Origin of the sequence: Streptococcus oralis (assembly GCF_021497885.1) — a bacterium.
Classification (GTDB): Bacteria; Bacillota; Bacilli; order Lactobacillales; family Streptococcaceae; genus Streptococcus; species Streptococcus oralis_BQ.
On sequence record NZ_CP046523.1, the window covers coordinates 1,316,487 to 1,339,077 of the forward strand.

Here is a 22,591-nt window from a genome sequence, read left to right on the forward strand (position 1 = left end):
TCAGGTATTAGAAGCGAATCGCTTCACGTGTTTTTTCATAAGAAGAAACAAAGCGATTTGTGACTCCTGGTTCTGCAACTTCCAAGGCCTGAGAAATCTTCTCAAATGATGCCTTGTAGTCAAATTCTTTTTCAAAAATTTCAAGTGCTTCATTGAAAGCTTGCTGGATACGCTCATCAAATGAACGGTAACGGTTTGAATACTGCAAGAGTTGCTCCGTCAAGGTCGCGTATTGAACAATATTGTAGGTTTCTGTTTCAAGAGCCTCCATGTCATGGGTCGCAATTTCAAGAATTCGTTTAACTGATTCAATATTAACTTGTGCTTGTTCTAACTCTGCCATCAGATCTTCTGTGTTATGGCTTGCAGTAAAGAAAAGTTTCAAGAAACTTTGAGGAATACCCGGTAAGTTTCTCTTTTCCATGTAGCGTTTGATAGTATGCAAGCGATTCACATAGACATTGGCTTTCTGACGAGCATTGATGTCGTCTTTTTCGATTTGAGCTAGGCGTTCACTAACAGAAACTTGTTCGTCTTCAATGTCTTTTAGATTACTTTGAAGTGAATTAAGCTGCTCCTCTAAAACAGAGTAGGCTTGAGTAGGTTCTGTCTGATCTTCAGTTGCCTCTGTGATCGCTGTATCAAGCCCTGACAATTCAGCTTGAAGACGGCGGACATGGTTCCCATCACTTTCTGGGAGAAGATAAGTTTTATTCAAGCGTTCAAGGTCTTGAACCAAAACCTGATTATTTTCTTTCAAGTGATTGAGGTAGGTTGGCAGCGTTGAAAGGAGACTTTCAACGACCTTTTGGGCAGCTATTTCACGCGTGAAGATATCGTAGAGCGCATTAATCTCTTCTTGGATTTGTGTATTTTCATACTCTGCATTATCCAATTCCAACTGACGGATATTTTCTTGATTATTTTTCAAGGATTCATGTAAAAGTTGGAAGCGTGACTCGATGTCCGTTTCAGTGAAGTGATAATTAGCATCCAAGAGTTTACGGTAGCCTTCCTCCAAATCTTCCAATTGTTCTGGAAGTTCTGTTGACAAAGTCTTCACGAGAGATGGAACACGATCAACGATATGTGTCAAAGCGAGAATATGATTTTCAGTTGAATCAAGAATTGCTGCAGCTTCAACTGGGTCACCTGAAGAGTTCAAGGTTACAAATTGAGAAAACTCTGACTGGATATTTTCCAATTGTTTCTCAATTTCAGGAAGGGCTTTACCATACTGTTCCGAATTTTCTGCTACGGTATGTTGCAGATTTTCAAATAAGTCCAAAGCATGCAAAACACGTCCACTATTCTTAGACTCTTGTTTTTCAAGCTCTGAAAGCGCATTGCGAATCGCCGCAATGTCTTCTTCAATTAAATCAATTTGACTTTCGATTTGATCGATTTGGTGAGTCGCTTTGAAAAAGCGAAAAGAATTATTGTAGCCTTCAGCCTCAAACAGGTTGTTTTCAATATCAGCAAATGAGTTAAGGGATAAATCAACCCATTTTTGATTCCATTCACGAAAGGTTACCTGACTTTGACCAATCAAATGCATGTTTTTAACCGCTTCAACCTCATCATTTACAGGAAGGTTGTAGAGTTCTTCTTTTCTTTCTTCGAGGGCCGTCAATCTACTTACATTACGCTTACGTAGGAAGATTGCCGCTACATAAGCTAGAATCAAAATGACTGCAATCGCAACCATTAGATAAATTAGTTGTCCATTAGACATATCAAACTCCTTTTATACTAGAAACAATCGTATTGATTATATCATATTTTTTAGGTCATGGGAACTATTTCCCACATTTTTTAGACGTCAAGGGTACTGTAAACGGCATTTTCTTCGATAAATTCGCGACGAGGTTCTACTCGATCTCCCATCAACATATCAAAGATTTTATCTGCTTCGGCAGCATCATCTACCGAAACACGCGCCATCAAGCGATGTTCTGGATCCATGGTTGTTTCCCACAATTGGTGGTCATCCATTTCTCCCAGACCTTTATAACGTTGGATGGTTGGTTTTGAACGCCCTTCACTATGACGTGCTAAGGCTTCTTGGAGTTTAATTTCTTGATCTGCACCTGGCTGGATGTATTCTTTAATCTCACTTCCGACTTTAACCCCATAAATCGGTGGCTGGGCAATATAAACATAACCAGCTTCTAAGATTGGTTTCATGTAGCGGTAAATCAGAGTCAGTAAGAGGGTTCGAATATGGGCTCCATCAACATCGGCATCGGTCATCAAAACGAGTTTTTGATAGCGCGCTTTATTGACATCAAACTCTGCACCAAATCCTGTTCCCATAGCTGTGAAGAGACTCCGAATTTCTTCGTTGGCAAGGATTTTATCCATGCTAGCTTTTTCAACGTTCAAGATCTTACCACGAATTGGCAAGATAGCTTGGAATTCACGGTTACGACCAGATTTAGCTGACCCACCAGCTGAGTCTCCCTCAACGATAAAGAGTTCGGTTTCAGCTGGGTTGTTCGAAGAACAGTCTGCTAGTTTTCCTGGAAGATTGGAAATTTCCAAACCAGATTTCTTGCGAGTGACTTCACGCGCACGCTTGGCAGCTACACGAGCCTTGGCAGCCAAAATCCCTTTTTCCACGATGCGCTTAGCAATCTGTGGATTTTCCATGAGGAAATCAGAGAAGGCATCACTGAAGAGGCGATTGGTGATCTTAACCACTTCGCTATTTCCCAGTTTGGTCTTGGTTTGTCCTTCAAACTGCGGATTTGGATGTTTAACTGAGATAACTGCAGTCAATCCTTCACGGACATCTTCCCCTGTCAGGTTGTCTTCATTGTCTTTTAGCAGTTTATTCTTGCGGGCATAATCGTTGATAACACGCGTCAGCGCTGTACGGAAACCTTGCTCATGCGTACCACCTTCATGGGTATGAATATTGTTGGCGAAACTCATGACGTTTTCGTGGTAACCCGTTGTGTACTGCATGGCTACTTCAACTGTGATATCATCCATCTCACCGTCTGTGTAGATTGGTGTATCAAAGATAACATCCTTGTTCTCGTTGATATATTCAACGTAGCTAGCAATTCCACCTTCATAGTGGTAATGTTTAGTCTGTTCGAGACCTTCACGCTTGTCTGTGATGGAGATTCGAAGACCTCGGTTCAAAAAGGCTAGTTCTTGAATACGCTTGTTTAATTTTTCAAAGTCAAAGGTCGTTGTTTCTGTAAAAATCTCTGGATCTGGTGTGAAGTGAACTGTTGTTCCAGTTTTATCCGTATCTCCAACCACTTCAAGATCAGCAACGACATTCCCACGGTGGTATTCTTGATAATAAATTTTTCCGTTTTTATGAACCCGAACATCTAGTTGAGTTGAGAGGGCATTTACTACTGATGAACCCACACCGTGCAATCCACCTGAGACCTTGTATCCGCCACCGCCGAACTTTCCTCCAGCGTGAAGAACAGTAAAGACGGTCTCAACAGCAGGACGTCCTGTCTTTTCCTGAATGTCAACAGGAATACCACGTCCATCATCCACAACGGTGATGGAATTATCTGGCTCAATAAGGACCTGGATATGGCTAGCAAATCCTGCTAGGGCTTCATCAATTGAATTATCAACGATTTCCCAGACTAGATGGTGAAGGCCTTCTTTTGAAGTCGACCCAATATACATACCTGGACGCATACGAACAGCTTCCAACCCCTCCAAAACTTGAATTTGGCTGGCATCATAATCCTGTGCCTGTTGGTTTTTGATTTCTTCTGTCATTTTTTCCCTTTTCTTACATGTCTATTGCTTGTCTCAGTGTCACAACGTTTTTAAAAAGATAGGCACCTAAGCCGGCAGCTTTCCCTGCTTCTACATCAATATTCCTGTCTCCAATGACCAAACCGGATGAGATATGATATTTATCACGTAAATAAATCATGGACTCAGGATCTGGTTTTCGTTTAAAGCCAGAACTGGCAGTCACGACTTCTGTGAAGTAGTTCGCTATCTGCGTCTTGGCAAGAAGTTCTAGCACTTGGTCATTTCGATGAGAAACCAAGAAATGACGACCACCCTTGTCAGAGATGTCTTTGAGTAACTCAGGAATTCCCTCAAACAAGACTGGGTGCTCTAGCTCACGCGCTTCATTTTCTTTGTAGTTTTCTAAAAAATCTTCGATATCTGGAGCAAACTTCTCAATGGCAAAAGCTGTCGAAACCTTCAAGGCTTCGTAAACACGGTCGTGTTCTTGCTCAATTCCGTATTGGGCTAAGGTTTCTACAAAGGCTGCTGTAGAAGTCTCGTAATTATCCAATAGGGTACCACCTAAATCCCATATGTAGTCGTGATATTTCATACCCTTCATTATACCATTTTTTTATGAAAAAAGCGATGATTTCCTAGATTTTTCCAAGTAAAAAACGAGAGTTTAACCCTCGTTTTACTGTTGATTTTCAAAGACATCTCGATAGAGCATACCGACTCGTAAACTTTCGGCATCTCCTCCCAACTGCTCTACCAACTCATAGGCAAAGGCAAGTGCGGTTGACGGTCCTCGGCTAGTTGTTAGATTGCCATCCACAACCACTGTTTGCTTTTGATAAATTCCATCACTGATGTTCTCCTGAACACCGTCATAACAGGTGAAGTGCTTGTCTTTCAGGACACCTGCTTGATGAAGAGCGATTGGGGCTGCACAGATGGCAGCAATTTTCTTTCCTGCTCGATTAAAGGCTTTAATCTCAGAAATGAGGGCTGGATTATCCCGTAGGTGAGCTGAGCCTGGCATGCCACCTGGAAGAACTACCAAGTCATAGTCAGACAAATCACCATCAAAGATACGGTCGGCTTTTACCTGAATGCCATGTGATCCTGTCACCTGCTCTTCAAATCCTACCATATCACATGAAATGTTTGCTCGACGTAAGACATCAACTACTGTCAAGGCTTCGATTTCTTCAAAACCCTGGGCTAAAATAACTGCTACTTTTGCCATAGTGGCCTCCTTATTTGATTTGTTTTAGGACGACTTTCTTTCGTTTGAATGGAACTTTTCCACTTTTCTCCTCCGCTAGGTTGGTCTGGTAACTCATAGATAAGAGGAGACCGACACCAATGAGGTTGCTAATAATTGCGGAGCCCCCTTGAGAGATAAAAGGTAGAGGAATCCCTGTCAAAGGAAGTAAGCCTGTCACGGCACCGATATTTTCAAAGATATGGAAGAGCAACATCATGATAAAACCAGTCGAAATGTAGGTGTAGAACTGGTTATTTGACCTGAGCGTAATCTTCAACATCCGGTAAATAAGAAGTAAGTACAGGGCAACGACAAAGACCGAACCAATAAAGCCAAAGTCTTCAGCAATCACTGTGAAAATCATATCACTCTCACGTACTGGAATGAGGAGATTGGACACATTGAAACCTTGTCCAAACAAGCCACCACTCCCAATAGCAATTTGCCCCTGAGCCTGTTGGTAAGTCGTTGTTTGCGCAAAATCAAAGGGATTGAGCCAGGCTAAAATGCGGTTGATCTGGTAAGTTGGCATCCCAATCTGATGCAAGAAGGCACGCCCATCCTTGCTTATAAAGATTGCCATGAAGCCTGCAACTGCAGTCACTCCTGTCGCAAAAACAGGAATGATAATCTTCCACGAAACCCCTGAAAGAAGAACCATGCCTGCAAAAATAGCTACAAAGACCAAGGCAGTCCCTAAGTCACTTTGTAGGGCTAAAAGGACCAGCACTGGGATGGTAAAGGCAATCATCCAACCAATCAATAGGAAATCCAAGGGAATAGTCCGTCGCCATTCCTTGTGTTTTTGAGTGAATTGTACAATGACTCGAGCCAATATCAAGATGTAGGAAATCTTCATGAACTCAGATGGTTGAAAGAGCGTGGTTCCCCCGATTGATACCCAGTTTTTAGCACCTGTAGAAGCTACCAAACTCGGATTGTAAAAAACAAGAGGGAGAACCATCAAGGCCAAGCCTAAGCCATAAAGATAGGGAGTCACCTTCCATAAAAATTCGGTATTGAAGAACATGACGACAAATCCAATGACAAGACCCAAGGCAATCCAAGCGATTTGCTGACCTAGAATTGGAAGTACATTATTGGGATAGTCATGACTAACTGCTATATAAATGGCCACTACTCCAATCACCAGTAAACAAAACACTGGTAGGAGAAGGCTATAATCGACTCGAGAGTCGAAGGAACGTTTCATATTTTTTACCTTTTCTCTTTCTTGGATTTTTCTTTCATTTTATCGCGACGGGATTGGAGAAAATCAGCTACAGCAGGCTCTAGCTTTTCTCTAGAAAGGACTTGAACATCTCTTTCTTTTGACAAGGCCTGGGCGATTTGTTTGCCATAGCGCTTGCTGACGGCACGGCTGTCTAAAAGCACAGCAACCGAACCTTGGTCGGGCCGTCTAACAGTACGCCCAAGGGCTTGTTTTAGCCGAATGATCGCCATCGGTAACTGATAATCATAGAAAGGATTCTTCCCTTCTTGACGCAGTTCTTGGTTTAATTTTTTGGTTAAAGGTTCTTGGGGATTTTGGAAAGGCAATCTCGGAATCACTTGAATCACGCAAGGATGGGTTGAAAAATCGACTCCTTCCCAGAAACTACCTGTTCCAAGCAAGATCTGGCGTTCACCTTTTTCAAAACGTTTTTTCAGTTGGCTTGGTTCCCCATTTTTATACTGAGCTAGATGCGGTTGGTCGAGCAGGTCCGAAACTGCCAGCAACATCTCTTTTGAAGTAAACAAGACCAATATAGGTTCTTGAAAGGCTTGTAAGCTTCGAATGACAGAAGCCACTTCACTAGCATAGTCAAAAGGCGAAACTTCTGTCACAAGAGGAAAGTCATTGACTAGAAAGACTTCTTGTTGCTCCTGTTTTGCTACATCAAGCTTAACAAGCGGAGCATCAGGAAATCCCAATAAATCTGCTAAGGAAATCCGATTGCTGATTTCAAGAGTGGCCGATACTCCTAGGAGCCTGCAATCTTCTGGCAATAGGTCTGCTAGTATAAAACGGCCTTTTTTGCTTGAACAAATCAACACATCCTTGCTCGATTTCTCTGCTGTAGCAATCCAAAATTCACGGTCAGAGGTGAAAAAGTTTGCAATTTCTCGATACTCTGGGAGCACTAGCTCCGAAAAATGTTGGCGCAAGTGTTCGAGAGAATCCAACCACTTCCCATTCTTCAGACCTGACTGATACTGCTCCATCAAGTAACGACATTCAAAGCCAATACTCTCAAGCAAGCGCTTCTGAACCAAATTCTCCACTGACTCTAAGGACTTATCAAGCTGGGTTACAAGTTCCTCCAGGCGATAAGCCTGCTGGGCTAGATTTTCGAGAGCTAGTAGCATTTTTTGAGCTTCATCCAAAATCACCAAACGGTTGTCGACAAACTCTGGATTGTCTTCCAAACGAGTGACCAGATAGGCATGATTAGTCAAGAGAACGCGACTGATCTTGGCCTTTTCCTGCCCTCGTTTCCAAAAATCCTCTGTAGCAAATAAACTTTTCTTTGAAAGCTTGCCATCGTGGACTAGTTCTGGCAGAAAGTGTTGATAGCGATAAAGCTGGCCGATTTCGTCCAAGTCACCAGTCTCTGTCTCCGTTAGCCAGATGAGCAGTTGCATTTTAAAACGTATGAAAAGGCGATTGGACTCCGGCCGATGGAGGACTTGGTGAAAAGCATCCAATTTCAAGTAATTTTGAGGCCCCTTGAGACTATGAATTTCCAGATGGAAGACCTCTTTTAAACGCTGTCCTTCTTCTTGCATGATTTGATTTTGAAGAATTTTGGTCGGAACACTCACTAGGATACCTGCTTGACTCTCCAAGTTCAAAGCCGGGAGGAGATAGCCGTATGTCTTACCCAATCCCGTTTTAGCTTGGATAAAAAAAGTATGGTATTCTTCCAATAATTGCTCAATCTTTTCCGCAAATTCCATCTGTTGCGGTCGCTCCTCCAGCCCCAATAAAGAAATGTTTTTAGCAAAATCTTTGGATAACTTCCGTGGTGCTAAGTCTTGACTTTCCTTTTTGAGGAAAAGCCCATGGAGTTCCATCAAGTCTGGCGAAGACAAGAGAGATTGTCGCTGGTAAACCTCCTCAATCACCAGATAACTTTCATAGAGAAGGTTGTCTGCAAGGTTTAATAAGCTTTCTAAAAGCCCTTTAGGTAGCTCAAAAAGTTTTTGACGCATGTAAAGCAAGAGTTCAGCCGTTGCCTGAGCATCTGACAGGGCAGTATGGGCATGTTCCAGCTCAATGCCCAACTCTTGACAAAGGATACCTAAGTTATACTTTTCAAACTGAGGATACAGAACTTGGGCAAGCTCAACTGTATCCACTCGCGGTGTGCGCAATTCATATCCTTCAAAAAAGAGAAATTCTGCAAGAAGGTTAGCATCAAACTGTACATTGTGCGCAACAAAAATACCGTCCTTAACCAATTCAAAAATTTTTCCAGCCACCTGAGAAAACTCTGGTGCCGCAGCCAAACGCTGATCGGTCAGACCCGTTAATTCTTTGATATGAGAATCCAAGGGTTCGTGGGGATTGACATCGGTCGCATACTGATCGATGATTTCACCATTCTCAATCACCACAATGCCTACTTGAATAATTTTTGCCTTGCTTCCGGTGCTGGTCGCCTCTAAATCAACGACCACATACCGATCATTTCTCGCATTCATCATTAAAAATTATATCAAAAAAAGCATGATTTGACACCCCTCAACTTTGATAACAATCTGGCTTCACTTGCGAACTTGAGTAAAAATCAAGACCTTAAAAGTGAGAATTTCACGCAAGTTCAGCAGTTGATTGCTGGTTCTGAAGTATTTGAAAACCTTATCAACAAAGCTACATCAACATAAAAAGACAACTAAGGTATTAGCTGCCTTTTTGAGATATTCTTTTCATTGTTTTCGGAAGTTCCTTGCTAATTTCTGTTGGCAAGACAAGGTAATTTTCTTGAGCTAGTTCCTGCGCTATAGCTGAATGAAGGTGGGTCGCTACCACCACTCTCTCATAGAGGCTGGCCTGGTGAAACTGACCTGCAAAACCTGCAATCATCCCAACAAGTGTATCTCCCATCCCACCAGTTGCTTGATAGGGGCCTCCGACTTCTAATTGATAATATTCAGGCTGACCGACTTGCCAGATACGAGTCGCTGGACCCTTCTCGACTAGAATCGTTCCTTGAGGAAAAGCTGAAAGAGCTCTAGCAGTCGTCTCTGTATTTTGATGGTCAAGAACTATACCAGACAGTCTTTCCCATTCCTTTTGGTGGGGAGTTAGGATAAGCTGACTAGAAGGAAATGGTAACTGGCCGTTTGCTAAGATGCCCAAAGCACCACCATCTGCAATCAAAATCTGGTCTCTTCCAAGACTATCAAAAACCCGTTTTACGAGTTCTTCTCCAAATGCATCCTCTCGCAAACCCGGACCTAACAAGACAACTTCTGCCTTTTCCAACTGTTCTTCTAACAATTGCTGGTCTTGAAGAGAAAATGCCATGGCCTCAGGTAAATGACTGTGCAGAGCCGGAATATTCTCCTTATCCGTACCAACAGTCACCAAACCTGCCCCACTTTTAACAGCTGCAATGGCTGACATGATGATAGCTCCCCCATAAGGATAGGTCCCTCCCAGCAAGAGCAGACGACCGTAATCTCCCTTATGGCTGTTACGAGAACGTTCAATAATGACTTTTTCTAGTAAAGTTTGATCAATCACTTTCATCGTTTTTTTCCTCTCTATTCATTATACTATAAAGTTTATTGACCTTGCATCTTAAACATAAATCTCTTCCTTCATATAGAAAAAGAGGGGACAAAGCCCCTCTACGAAATATCTCTTTTTTCAAAGTCAATTAATTTTTTTTTTACTTTTTGCGACAAAGATAGCAGATAGAGCTAGTCCAACACTTGCCAAGAAAATAGCTGTTTCTGACTGTTTCTCACCAGTTTCTGGCAATCTCTTGTCTTCTTTGGCAATTTGAACTGGTGCTCCTGAAGTCTGAGTTTTTTCTAACGAACTTAGCTTGTACTCTGGTTTTTCAACTGTCGGTGCTGGTTGGTCTCCTGCTGTTCCAAGTGGACCTGTGTACTCTGGTACTTCATGTACTGCTGCTTCTACCGCGTTCACACCACCTGTAAACTCTAGTTTCTCAACTATCGGTGCTGGCTGATCTCCGGCTGTTCCAAGTGGACCTGTGTACTCTGGTACTTCATGTACTGCTGCTTCTACCGCGTTCACACCACCTGTAAAGTCCGGTTTGCTCAAAACTGGTGGTTCTTCTTCACCCTTGCTTGATTGAACAGCTTCTTCCGTTAATTCTTGATAGAAGCTCGCCAATTCATAAAACTCAGCCTTGCCACCTTCCCAGACTAATTTGACGTCTAGAAGAGAGCCACCATTTCGGATAGCAAAGGTTTGGAGACTAGATGTAATGGCACCGAGGTCTGTCCAACTGTCTTGACCATCCTTGAGTGTTCTAGCAAGAACACGTGCTTTCGCTCCTTCAGGAAGACTGGAAACGAGACGAAGGTGGTTGGCATTGGTTGGCTCAGATAAGTGATACACCAATTCGCCCTTGTCTTTTTCAGACTTGTAGCTGGTCAAGACTTTGCCGTCTACAAGGTTATTATAAAGGTTGCCTTGGCTTTCGCCACCATTTCCTTCTACAGTTGGATCATTGATTGGTTTGACAAATTCGCCATCATTGATCACCAATTCTGTAAATCCTACAAAACGGGCATCATAGTCAGCTGTATAGAAGACACGAAGATAGTTGGCTTTGACTGGTGTCGTCAATTCACCTTCGATGTAGCGATTTCCTGACATCTTAGAATCATGTGTCCAGCCATCTGTCAACGAATCATCGTGTGGACTATTAGCCACACCATCTCCTACTGTCACAACATCTGTCCAAGTTTTACCGTCCTGGCTGACTTGGATCTTACCATCACGAAGGTAGTTTTGAGTTCCGTCTTGGATGTAGGCTCTGATTTTCTTAATCGTGCGTTCGCTACCAAGTTTCAAGGTTACATGACCATCTTTATGGGCATAGTCTGAAAACTCAACGAAGTTGTTATAAACACCGTCAAATAGTTGATCTAGGTTGTTCAGTTTACGAACATCATTGCTTCCGTATATTGGATGAATGCCCATTGTTGTTGATTCTAGTTTAGTTGGTTGGACTTCTTTGGTAGTTACTAGGAGTGAAGTAGATGGAACAGCCTGCTCTTTGTCTGTTTTATTCACAAGACGAACGTAACGTACCAAGTGGGTCGCTACAGATCTATTAGCTGGTGTCCATTCTTGCGCATTTACAGAGTATTCTAGGCTGAGTGCTGAGTTAGCCTGGCCTTGGAGCTGGATGCTCTTGACTTGATGGATACGATCAAGCTTCATACCTAGATAGCTATGAGCAGGGAGTTTGGTTCCAGCTGGAATTTGAAGCTCGTAACTGCCCAAACTATCCACTACTGGTGTTTCCTTCAAGGCATCCACGTTGGTGTCTGTTAAGTCAAGATTTGGACTATCGACATCTACTGTAAATTCCGCAATTCTCCACCACTTATTTAAGGTTTGTGTATTGCGAATGCGAACAAAACGAGTTGTAAATTCTTTCACAATATCAGAAGTTCGTTGCCCTGATAAATTTTGAAGCGTTGTCCAATTTGTACCATCTGCAGAATATTCGATGACACCAGATGCTAGTTTGTCTCGTTCCCCTTGCATCAGATGAACTCGTTTTACTTTGTGCAGTCCACCTAAGTCCATTTGTACCCAGGCTTGCGCTGGTGTGACATTGGTCTGATCAACATGTGCCATCATGGATTCTGTGTTTTCTCGACCATCTTGCATCTGAACAACACTTGTTCCATATTTGTAAACAAGGTTTGGACTTAAACTAATAGTGCCCCTAACCTTCTTACTACCCAATTCTAGGGGTCTGTTAACAGCAATTTCACGCATGGCAAGCCAAGCATTATCCTTCTTAGCTGTTGCTATCATACGAACAGCTTGAGCTGTGATATCGAGGTCATTAAATTCCAGAATACGTTCTCTACCAGTATAAGCGGGGCTCGTTATGGCTACCCATTCTCCATGTTCATTTTGATATTCAACAAGAGCATTACTAAAGGTATAATTATCGGCCGTATTAGTACCCGTAGCGAAACCTAATTTGTGTATTTTAATTGCCTTATTAAAGCGCAAGCCTACATAATCGCCTCTCTCAATCACAATGGTTGTTTTGGCAATCACATGTGTATCAAAGTCACCATCTGTGACTTCTTTCAATCCGCCTTCTATTCCAGCACGATTCGTAATAAATGTTGTCACAAATTTATCTGGATTCAACATTGCTTGGATATGTAAGGCTAAGTATTCTTTGAGATTATTGATAAATGGTCGAATATGTTGGACACCAAATTCTGCGTATTCATAATGGTCAACGTAAAAGAAGGCATACTTAACTGACTGGTCATAATGTTTGACTCCGGCCTGATAATACTCCCACACCTTGGCATCATTCTTTTCAGTAAGACCTTCTGTAGCTGTTAGGAAAGCTTCAAGCGCGTTCATTTGATCTACTGTATTCTCTAACCAATAGTGAATTTGTTCGATTAATTTCTGATCACCTTTTTCTTTAAGTAATAGAGCATTGGCTTTCAAACCAGTAAAAATTTCCCTCAACTCTTTTCTTTCAGTATCCAGATTTTGACCAGATTTGAGTTTGTTATAGAATTCTGTCAATTTTGGAGCCAATTCTACAGACTCTTCTAATTTAGTGACATGGGGAGGTCTATTTTGATTGCGCATGTGTTTTCCGAGTTCTCGAAAAGCCTTCGAAACACTGCTTTCTTCAAAATGATCATTAACTACATAGTTAAAGGCCATATCGTTGATTTGTTCTGCTTCTTCTACACTTCTCCATTGTTTCCATCCATACTGAGCCATATCAAAAAGTGCCACTTTAGATGCTTCAGATTGTTGCATTGGATTTAGCATAATTCCTTGTGCAAGTGATAAATCAACATTTGGATGTAAGAATTTTTCACCACCTCCAAGAATTAGGTGGGGTTTTGTATTATCATTACATGGCCAGTTAATCCAGAACTGAATTGGACGGTAAGTCTTACCACCTTCTGTTAAATTTTTCTTTAAGTTCGTTAAGAATGTTTGGTCAACAGCCCCCCAGACCTTTCCACCAGTAAGAGTTAAATGGACATTTTCAGGAAGATGTTCATTCAAGGTTCGAAGTTCAGCTTCAGTTCCTTGCCCCATGTACCAGGCAGGAACAAAAATCATATCTTTACGGAGACCACTGTATGCTGTTTGTTTTTCAGTCAACCAATTTGTGATATCCTTCATCAAGCGAACATAACTATGGTAACCACCAACTGGGCTTGGTGCATCATCTGCAAGCACACCAAATTCACGCACTCCCACGTCCAACAACTGAGTAAACTTAGCCTTTATGGTTGCAAGATCAGCCTGGTAATGCGCTTCATTGCCAAAGCGGATACGATTGTTCATAAATGGATGGATGGTCCAAACATAACGTGTTTTCGTTTGATTACCGACACGTGCAAGTTCTCGGATTTCAGCCAGTTTTTCTTCTGGGTAAAGTTCACGCCATTTCTTATTGTGGTATGGATCATCTTTTGGTGCGAAATAGTATTGAGTTAACTTCAATTCACTTCCATAACGCATCAATTCTTTACGATTTTCATTAGACCATGGATTTCCATAGTAACCTTCGATAAACCCACGGTTCTTGATTTCAGCGTAATCTTCCACTGTCACATTGCGAAGGACTGGCACTTGACTTTCCTTGAGCATATGTTTCAAGGTTGTCAAACCATAAAAGACCGCATCTGTGTCTTTTCCGACGATGGAGATAGAGTTGTCCTTGATGGTCAGAGCATAAGCATCAATTTTGTCAAAGAGACCTGCGGAAACCTTGGACAAGTTTTGTTCTGCTTGTGAACCTTGTCCATGCACTCCAAGATAGATATTAGTTGCGCCAGAAACGGCCGTTTTACTAGTTTTGTAAGATACTTGATTGTCCTGCAAAACGCTCTTCAAGCGATTGCGAGTATAGATATCGAGTTGATCGCCCATTACCAGATTGACTTGCTTACGAAGGGCTGTGACACCTTCTCCATAAGTCACTTTTTGTGGAGTTGGAAAGACCTTGTACTCTTTTTTGAGATAGTCTGAGCTCTTGCTGGCAGCTTCAATACTGGCTTCGCTAGCTGGTTTGCTTGCCGTAAATTGATTGGACAATTCAACTGTTCCATCACCTGTTTGCTCTACTTTTGGAGTTTCAGGTGTAATTGGTTGACTAGGTTTAGCGATTTCTTTATCATTTTGTCCTCCACTCATGGCTTCAGACGGCTTTGTTTCATTCTCTGGAATTCCAGGTGCTTCAGCTGGTTTAAGATTATTTGTCGAATCAGTAGAACCAATCGTTCCTGTAGTTTCTCCATTTCCAACTGTCGAGCTAGCTTCCTTCCCAGCATTTTCTTCTGCTTTCTTCAAAACTGCTGCAAGTTCATCAGGTAACTTTTCCAATGGCTGAGCTTGAGTTATAGTTCCCTCTTTATCTCCTACACTACCTGTTTCTGCTGCCTCTACTAAATTAACACCAAAGATACTGGCACCAATCATAATAGAAGCTACTCCAATAGCGAATTTACGAATACTGTAATGACAACGTTTATTGAAAAAATTTTTATCCATCTTTATCTTATCTCCTTTCATCCAAACGCGAAAGTAAACGATTCCATTTTTACTAGTAAAGACGGAGAGGCCTAATCAGTCCTCTCCATCTCTTCAACTCATTTATCAATGTGATTTTTTATCATCGACCAAGCTATACCAATAGGATAGCATTAGACGCACAAACTAATCCTCTTTTCGTTTTGCAGTTAACAAGGCTGCTGACAAGGCCAAGCTAACACCTGCCAAGAAAATGGCTGTTTCAGATTCTCCCTCACCTGTTTCTGGTAATCTATTTTGCTCTTCTTTTACTACTGAAACATTTGGTTTTATAGTCTGGTCATGAGCTAATAGCTCTACTGGATAATCTGGTTTTTCAAGAACAGGCGCTTCCTCATTTCCTACCGTGGCTAGAACACCATGATACTCTGGAAGTTTATGTTCTAGAGCCATTACAGCATTAACGCCACCCTTAAATTCAGGTTTCTCAACGCTTGGTGCCGCTTGATCTCCTACAGTAGCAAGAGTTCCTGTGTATTCTGGAACTTCGTTTACTGCTGCTTCTACAAAGTTAGCACCTCCTTTGAATTCTGGAACTTCGTTTACTGCTGCTTCTACAAAGTTAGCACCCCCTTTGAATTCTGGAACTTCATTGACTGCTGCTTCTACAAAGTTAGCACCTCCTTTGAATTCTGGAACTTCATTGACTGCTGCTTCTACAAAGTTAGCACCTCCTTTGAATTCTGGAACTTCATTGACTGCTGCTTCTACAAAGTTAGCACCTCCTTTGAATTCTGGAACTTCATTGACTGGAGCTGGCTCCTCGCCTTTACTACTTGAAATAGATGCTTTCACTCCTACTTCAACAATGCGATCCTGAGCCTTTCTTTCTTCAGAATGAACAAGACTTCTAGTAGTACCCAAAACTTGAATATAGTCAACTTTTTCTCCATCTTGTCCTTCAGAAACGATACGACGTTGACCTTGAGCAAGTTCAGGGTTTTCACGAATAACTTCTTTAAACGGAAGCGGAGTCTTTTCAATTTCCAAACTTGGAGTTTCTGCTACTAAGTTCTTAACGCCTTCTGTTGGTGTTGTTTGGAAGGTAGACTTAAAGTGTAAACGATATTCTTTCACCAGATTTCCATCTTTGGAAACAAGACGAACCAGTGTTGGAAGATTGGCATTTCCAGAATCCACAACTGTAACTACTCCATGTCCACTAGTTGTTGCAGTGACTTTTGGTTTTGAACCCATTGTTGTTAGAGTGTAATCTGTCACATTTGGATCAAAGTTTTTCAATGCTTTTCCGTCGATCGAAATAGTCGCTGATGGTGTTTCCACTTCTGATCCCTTGCCTGCAGAGTAGGCTGTAAATTCTACAAGTGCAAGACCATTGGTGGTAGCCTTACGAGTCATGCGCGCACGAATAGCTGTCGTTTGAACCGGTTCAAAGTTAAACTCGATTGGTTTACCAGCTACTAATTCTCCAGAAGCTTTGTAAGAAATTGGTGCCCAATTTTCTGCCTTGTTAAATGGATGATCGGCATTTTCTTCGTAACGAGAAATCGTACTTGGTTCTGTAAAAGCAGGACCAATATATCTTTCTAGAACCATTTTCTCTGGAGCATCTGTGCCACTATCTTTAAAGAACTGAATGGCTACTTTCCCAATAGATTGAGAAGCAATTTTTCCATCCTTCTTAAAGAGTAATCCAACAGAAGTTTCTTGATTTTTCGGAGTACGAGACCAGTTTGTCCAACGTCCATCTTCATTGTATTTTCCATCATTGATATAGAAAATTCGATCATGTGAAGCTGCTTGAGTATCGTTCGTTGTCGAAGCAAAGGCTTTAGAATCAGTTTCATTGTTGCTTGGATTTTCTGAAATGACTTGATTGCCTTTAGAAACAACTGTCACCTGCATTTTAGTCGTTAGATTTGTACCAATGACATGACCGGTAACTTCAAATGTTCCCTCATGCTCTGTCGCATGTTCAGGAATAGCATCCCACTTCACTGCAAGTTTATCTGTAGTCCAATTAGTTGAAGTTGGATAATAAACACTTACTTCTGAAGGAAGTTGAAGATTGTCTCCAACATTCAAGATTTTAGCACTGTTTTCTGCAGCAAGAGGTTGACTAGTTTCTCTCTCATCATTGCGGAAAATTCGATATTCTTTCAACACCGTACCATCTTCTGCTTTCAAGATGAGACGTGTTGCACCTTTTGGACTTGTTGCAGGAACAACTGTTACCAAACCATTATTGCTAGCTGTTGCTGTGATTTCTTTGCTAGATTGAGGAATATAGTAATCTGTCTTAGATGGATTAAAATGTTCAAGATCCTTGCCATCTACCTTGATAGAAATCTCTGAACTTGTTTCACTTAAGACCTTGTTTCCAAGCACAGTTAGCTCTGTCAGACCAACACCTGATGTTCCATCTGCTTTCTTCATACGAATACGAACAGCGTAGGTTTCGACCTTGTCAAATGTGAAGTGATTGGTTTGAGTTGCAGACAGCTGACTTGGAGCATGTAAGTTTTCAACTGCTTTCCAATTGTCTGGATTATTAAATGGATGATTGCTATCTCGTTGCGCATGACTGACATCACTTGGTAAATCTGGAATTTCTTTACCTACATAATATTCAACTACATATTCTTTTGGAAGACCAATTGCTCCATCAGTATAGAAATCAACCGACAAATTGTTGACAAAACGCTTCGTCAAGTCTCCTGAATTACCAAATAAGATAGAAGCCCAGTCATTATCAGTATTTGTTCTCCAAGTAGTCCATCTATTTTTAGCATCTGATGGCGTTCTTGATACAGTCAAATCGTTCAAGGTGTTGGCTGTGTCATCTCCTCCTGTATTGGATACAATGGCAGCTGGTAATTGTGAACCTGTCCATTGTTTAGAGATATTATTTCCAGCAACCACTTGACTAGACACTCGAACATGAGCTTTAGTTGTCAGATTGCTACCTACTAAACGACCATTGATTTCATAGACCCCTTCAATTTGACTAAAGTTGGCTGGAACCTGATCCCAAACAACATCTTTGTAGATAGTTGTTCCGTTAGAATGGTAAGCCCGGACATTAGCTGGCAATTGAACCGTCTCACCCTTAGGTACTGTGAGACTGATTTCCTCTGCAACTTGCAATCCTTCAACCGTTACAGTCGCTTTAGCTTCAATATCTGTGCCTTTCACATGTCCTTTAAGCGTAAAGCTATGATAGTGCCCCAACTCTTTTTCATCTACCTTATCCCAAGCTACAGATACTTTGCGTGGCAAGCCCTTATCAAATTCTGCTCCAACTTCTTTAGGTAGATTCGGTTGCTGATTGATATCTGTAGAAACAAACACAGGATGAAGTTTCACAATCTTCTTGCTGACTTTATTTTCTTTAATCACCACTTCAGTGGTTACAGATTCTGTTTTCTCTGTTTGATTATCGATTCGAGGTGTCAAAGTCACTCTTCCCTTAGTATAGAGCAATAGATTCTGACCATTCACCTCAAGATGTCCCCCATCAGATGATTTAGCTTCTAAGTGAATATCTGAAGCCGAAAACTCTGTTTGTGAACCATCCTCATAACGACCAATGACGTGATAAGTTAATACTTGATCTTCAGTGGCAGTTTCTTTTCCTTCTACAACCACTTCCAAACGTTTCAAAGCAGGAGCTTCCTTCACAAACTGAATTAAGTAAGTTTGAACCAAGTCACCCTTTTGGTCACTCAAGAAGACAGAAGCCTGATAACCATTATAAGCAGAAGCTTGCTGAACAGTTACTTGATATCCGGTAGTCTGAGCTTCAACACTTGGAATAGTTGCAGTGTAAGGAAGGGATACACGGTAATAGGTCTTGCCAGACTCAAAATTCTCAAGAGCTTTATCCCCAACAGTAAGTCCTGTAATGCTACTTGTTGTTTCCTTACTACTTGCGATAAAGGTTGCAGTCACTTCACGGTCGTCATCTACCAATTTACCAGTAGCCTCCGTACGTCCACCTTCCTTGTTCAAAGCAGCAGGGTCTTTCAAGGTCCAAGAAACAACATCAGTATCAATCAAGCTACCATCTGTCAGAACAGCTGTGACCGTTTTATCCAAATCAGCCGCATTCGTTCCAACTGGGACTGTAGCAACTTTTGGTAACCATCTATCTAAAGCAATCACTTTAACAAGTGCCTCAGCTTTAGTTTCCAAACCTTCTACACGTCCAGATACTTTTTTCTCACCTGCGCTTGTAAGCAAGTCAGATGGCATTTCCCAAGTTACAGTCTTTTCCTCAACACTACCGTCACTATAAATAGCTGTTACTGTTTGAGGTAATTCAGGATTTGTCGTCACATCAGTTGTTGCTTTTACAGGAGCAAAGGCTACAAAGTGACGATTTTCTTTCTTACCAGACACCGTTGCGACCGTTGCGCTATCAGATGTCAAACCAGCAGAATCTGCATAAAGAGTAAATTTACCTTCTTTTTCTGTTGATTTTACAATGACAACCCCTTTACCATTGAAAGCACGTCTTTGCCATGTTCCATCTGCTTGAGCTTTGTAGCGTTCACGACTAGCTTGTTCTCCATTATCCACACCAACGATTTGTCCCTGACCATGAAGATTGAAATGAACAAGATTGTTAGCTGTAGGAACCACATTACCATCGCCATCAACAATTTCATAATGGATGTAGGATAGGTCCTTTCCATCTGCAGTGATAACATGCTCTTCTTTAGTCAGACGAACTCTTGCTGGCTCCCCAGCAGTTGTCACACTATCACGCGCAATTTCGTTGCCATTTTCATCTCGAGCAATCGCAGTCAGTGTGCCTGGTTGGTATTTCACAAGCCACTCAAGATACAATTCACTTGGTTTAGCTCCCTCATGATATGGACGTCCATCTTCTGTCCTTTTCTTAGTAAATTCCTTTTTACCAAGCGACTCTCCATTTAAGAACAATTCGACGCTTGCAGCATTTGAGAAGGTACGAACCGGAACCTTTCCATCAATCAGCATCTTGCGATCCTTAAGGGTCTCTTCAGTCCAGTTCCAATGTGGTAAAATGCGAACAGTTGGCTTTTCTTTAGCACTATACCATTCACTACGGTAAAGGTAGAAATCATTCTTTGGTAAACCAGCTGTATCAATAATACCAAAGTAAGAGCTCTTGACAGGTGTACTATCTTGGTTATGCCATGGAGTCGGTTCTCCAATATAGTCAATTCCTGTCCAGATAAATTGTCCAGCATAGCCAGCACGATCACGGTCAAAAGTCCATGATTCAGTAGCTGTTCTTCCCCATCCAACACGGTCATTACCATAGTCAGATTGTTCATAGTGACGATTTGGACGATTGTCATGTCCAAGGATTTGAGCAGGGTTATAATAAGAATCACGCGTCCTAGTAGCTGAAGAAGTTTCAGAACCATAAATGAGCCAGTCTGGATGCGCTCTACGAACAGCATCATAATTACGTTCACCATAGTTCATACCGACAGCATCCATAATTTCTGCGAGTTTCAAGAAATCACCTGTCGCCGCACGACTAAATTTGTTTTCCCCCATGGTTACATAACGCTCAGTATCAATCGCTTTGATAACTGCCTTCAAGCGTTTAGCAGTTTCGATAGAACGAGGACTACCATTTGCCTCCTCTACCTCATTTCCAAGAGACCACATGACGATAGACGGATTGTTCTTATCACGTTCTACCATTGTTCTGAGATCAAAATCAGACCACTTCTCACCCTTCTTAGCCTCCGGATGAGTTGCATCTTGATCAAAGAACCGTCCATAGTCGTAAGTCTTCTTGCCACCATACCAAGTATCAAAAGCTTCCTCTTGAACCAAAAGACCTAAACTAGCTGCAGCATCAAGTAACTGAGGACTCGCTGGATTGTGGGTTGTTCGAATAGAGTTAACCCCCATATCTTTCAAGAGTTTTAATTTACGATAGGTAGCCTTATAATTCTCTTCTGCCCCCAAGGCTCCATTGTCATGGTGAATACTTACTCCGTGGAATTTCATGCGTTCACCATTCAGAGAGAAACCTTCCTTAGCAGTCCAATTGAAATAACGGTAACCAAATGTATCTTCTGTTACATCAACTAGTTGACCTTCTTTATAAACCTTTGTTTTCAACACATACAGTTGAGGATGATAACTTTTTGTCGTCCAAAGAGTTGGTTTATTAACTAGGATTGTTTGTCTGAAATCTGCAGTTTCATTTTCTGCTAAATTCTTCGTTTCAGAGCGGACTAATTCTGAAACAACCTTACCTTCCTTAGTAAAAATTTGTTGTTCCACAAAGACTTTAGCAGCCTTCTTATCCGTATTTTTAATCTTACTTTGAACCTGTGTTTCAACATTCCCTTCTTTTTGCTCAGCAAGTTTTGGAGTAGTGATATGATTACCATTTTCGGCAACATGGACTTTATCACGATAACTAAGGGTTACATCACGATAAATCCCACTTCCTGAATACCAACGACTACTTGGTTGCTTATTGGTCACTTGAACAGTAATTGAATTTTCACTACCATCCTTGTTTAAAAATTCTGTGATATCATATGAAAAATGATTATAGCCACTTGGATAATGTCCGACAAATTTACCATTTACATAGACCTTTGAATCCATGTAAACCCCATCAAAATTGATACGAACATCCTTATTCTTGTCTGCTTCGTCTAATGTGAAAGTCTTACGATACCAAGCTGTTCCACCATTTAACTGCCCACCTTCATTACGAGCGGGAGACTTGTGATCAAAGTCAAAATAAATACTCCAATCATGAGGAAGATTCAATTTAGACCAATCATGAACATCCACATCTTTTTTTGAAAAATCTCCTTGGGCATTTAGTTTAAAATACCAATCTTTATTAAAATCTTGTTTTCGTTCCGATAATAGCTGTTTTTCCTTTTCAACTTCGGCTTTGTTTGACTCTCTAGACAGCACTTGCGATTTTTCAGAAGAAGGTTTAATCTCTGTGTCTGCTTTCACTTGGTCCTTTTCAGAAGTTTTTTTAGAATCCTCTTTCACTTCTGTTCCAGCTGTTACTGCAGATTCAACAGGCTTTGGATTTGCATCTTCAGATTTCTGTTTGTTATCAGCCTTGTTTCCTTCTTCTACTTTATTTGGAGTTTCCCCTTTAGGACTAACCAATTCACGACTACTCTCGTTAGTAGGTGTAGTAGGTTCTGTATCCTTAGTCACTTTGTCTTCTGCCGATTCAGCTTTTGGTTTTACAAACTCACGCCCACCATTCTCATCAGCCTTTGCAATAGCAGCTGCCACATCATCGGGAAGCTTATCTAAAGGTTGAGCTTGATGAACAGTTGTTTCTTCTGTTTTAGCATTGGATGAAGCCACCTCCTCAGCTTGTACAGCAGAAATACCAAATATACTAGCCCCAATCATTACAGATGCCGCACCTATTGCAAATTTACGAATGCTATAATGACAACGTTTATCAAAAAGTCTTTTGTTCATTGAAATCCTCATTTCTTTTTCTTGATACAAAGTAAGCGTTTACTTTATTTTAAAAAATAACCTCCTTCTGAATACACAAACAAGTACCAAGTTTTATAATATATTTTATATATTAAATATATCAAAACGCACCTTAAATTGCAATTATTTTCCATTAATTTAACCCAATAAAATGATATATAAGAAGGGGTCATTTAAAAGGAATAGTTGCAATGAAAATAGCTTTCGGTTCTAGACTCTTTCTACTACAAATTGAATTCCATTAATATCTTTTTCAAACTTCAAATTTATAGTTTATAGACTGCATTACTCTACATAAAAAGAAGGCGAACCTT

At 41.2% G+C, this 22,591-nt stretch carries 8 protein-coding genes and 2 pseudogenes; all 10 read right to left on the reverse strand.

Annotation, left to right across the window (positions count from 1 at the left end; all coding sequences use genetic code 11):
- Nucleotides 1-7: 7 nt before the first annotated feature.
- The gene (gene ezrA, locus GOM48_RS06735; RefSeq protein ID WP_125450234.1) at nt 8-1,735 is read right to left on the reverse strand and encodes a septation ring formation regulator EzrA; all 1,728 of its coding nucleotides are present in this window, start codon (nt 1,733-1,735) and stop codon (nt 8-10) included.
- An 80-nt stretch (nt 1,736-1,815) separates the two neighbouring features.
- Nucleotides 1,816-3,762, reverse strand: a complete 1,947-nt coding sequence (gyrB, locus tag GOM48_RS06740; RefSeq protein WP_235096570.1) for a DNA topoisomerase (ATP-hydrolyzing) subunit B — start codon at nt 3,760-3,762, stop codon at nt 1,816-1,818.
- 13 nt (nt 3,763-3,775) lie between these two features.
- Nucleotides 3,776-4,339, reverse strand: coding sequence for an HAD-IA family hydrolase (locus GOM48_RS06745; protein ID WP_321159596.1), 564 nt, complete (start codon nt 4,337-4,339; stop codon nt 3,776-3,778).
- 84 nt (nt 4,340-4,423) lie between these two features.
- Nucleotides 4,424-4,978, reverse strand: coding sequence for a DJ-1 family glyoxalase III (locus GOM48_RS06750; RefSeq protein WP_235096575.1), 555 nt, complete (start codon nt 4,976-4,978; stop codon nt 4,424-4,426).
- 10 nt (nt 4,979-4,988) lie between these two features.
- Nucleotides 4,989-6,212, reverse strand: coding sequence for an FtsW/RodA/SpoVE family cell cycle protein (locus tag GOM48_RS06755; protein ID WP_235096577.1), 1,224 nt, complete (start codon nt 6,210-6,212; stop codon nt 4,989-4,991).
- A 5-nt stretch (nt 6,213-6,217) separates the two neighbouring features.
- Nucleotides 6,218-8,707: a bifunctional DnaQ family exonuclease/ATP-dependent helicase gene (locus GOM48_RS06760; protein WP_414930191.1), complete on the reverse strand. Its 2,490-nt coding sequence runs from the start codon at nt 8,705-8,707 to the stop codon at nt 6,218-6,220.
- Between the two features lie 199 nt (nt 8,708-8,906).
- Nucleotides 8,907-9,758 (reverse strand): NAD(P)H-hydrate dehydratase, encoded by an 852-nt coding sequence (locus GOM48_RS06765; RefSeq protein ID WP_235096581.1) that lies wholly within the window; start codon nt 9,756-9,758, stop codon nt 8,907-8,909.
- 126 nt (nt 9,759-9,884) lie between these two features.
- Nucleotides 9,885-14,387 (reverse strand): annotated as a pseudogene (locus GOM48_RS06770) (SIALI-17 repeat-containing surface protein); the annotation flags it as partial.
- 321 nt (nt 14,388-14,708) lie between these two features.
- Nucleotides 14,709-14,795: pseudogene (locus GOM48_RS09760) on the reverse strand (YSIRK-type signal peptide-containing protein); the annotation flags it as partial.
- A 144-nt stretch (nt 14,796-14,939) separates the two neighbouring features.
- Nucleotides 14,940-22,256 (reverse strand): SIALI-17 repeat-containing surface protein, encoded by a 7,317-nt coding sequence (locus GOM48_RS06780; protein WP_235096582.1) that lies wholly within the window; start codon nt 22,254-22,256, stop codon nt 14,940-14,942.
- Nucleotides 22,257-22,591 lie beyond the last annotated feature (335 nt).

What these genes read in the sequence shown, in the direction of transcription:
- GOM48_RS06760 (WP_414930191.1), bottom strand. Translation starts at nt 8,707, where the DNA reads ATGAATGCGAGAAATGATCGGTATGTGGTCGTTGATTTAGAGGCGACC.
- GOM48_RS06765 (WP_235096581.1), bottom strand. Translation starts at nt 9,758, where the DNA reads ATGAAAGTGATTGATCAAACTTTACTAGAAAAAGTCATTATTGAACGT.
- gyrB (WP_235096570.1), bottom strand. Translation starts at nt 3,762, where the DNA reads ATGACAGAAGAAATCAAAAACCAACAGGCACAGGATTATGATGCCAGC.
- ezrA (WP_125450234.1), bottom strand. Translation starts at nt 1,735, where the DNA reads ATGTCTAATGGACAACTAATTTATCTAATGGTTGCGATTGCAGTCATT.
- GOM48_RS06755 (WP_235096577.1), bottom strand. Translation starts at nt 6,212, where the DNA reads ATGAAACGTTCCTTCGACTCTCGAGTCGATTATAGCCTTCTCCTACCA.
- GOM48_RS06780 (WP_235096582.1), bottom strand. Translation starts at nt 22,256, where the DNA reads ATGAACAAAAGACTTTTTGATAAACGTTGTCATTATAGCATTCGTAAA.
- GOM48_RS06745 (WP_321159596.1), bottom strand. Translation starts at nt 4,339, where the DNA reads ATGAAATATCACGACTACATATGGGATTTAGGTGGTACCCTATTGGAT.
- GOM48_RS06750 (WP_235096575.1), bottom strand. Translation starts at nt 4,978, where the DNA reads ATGGCAAAAGTAGCAGTTATTTTAGCCCAGGGTTTTGAAGAAATCGAA.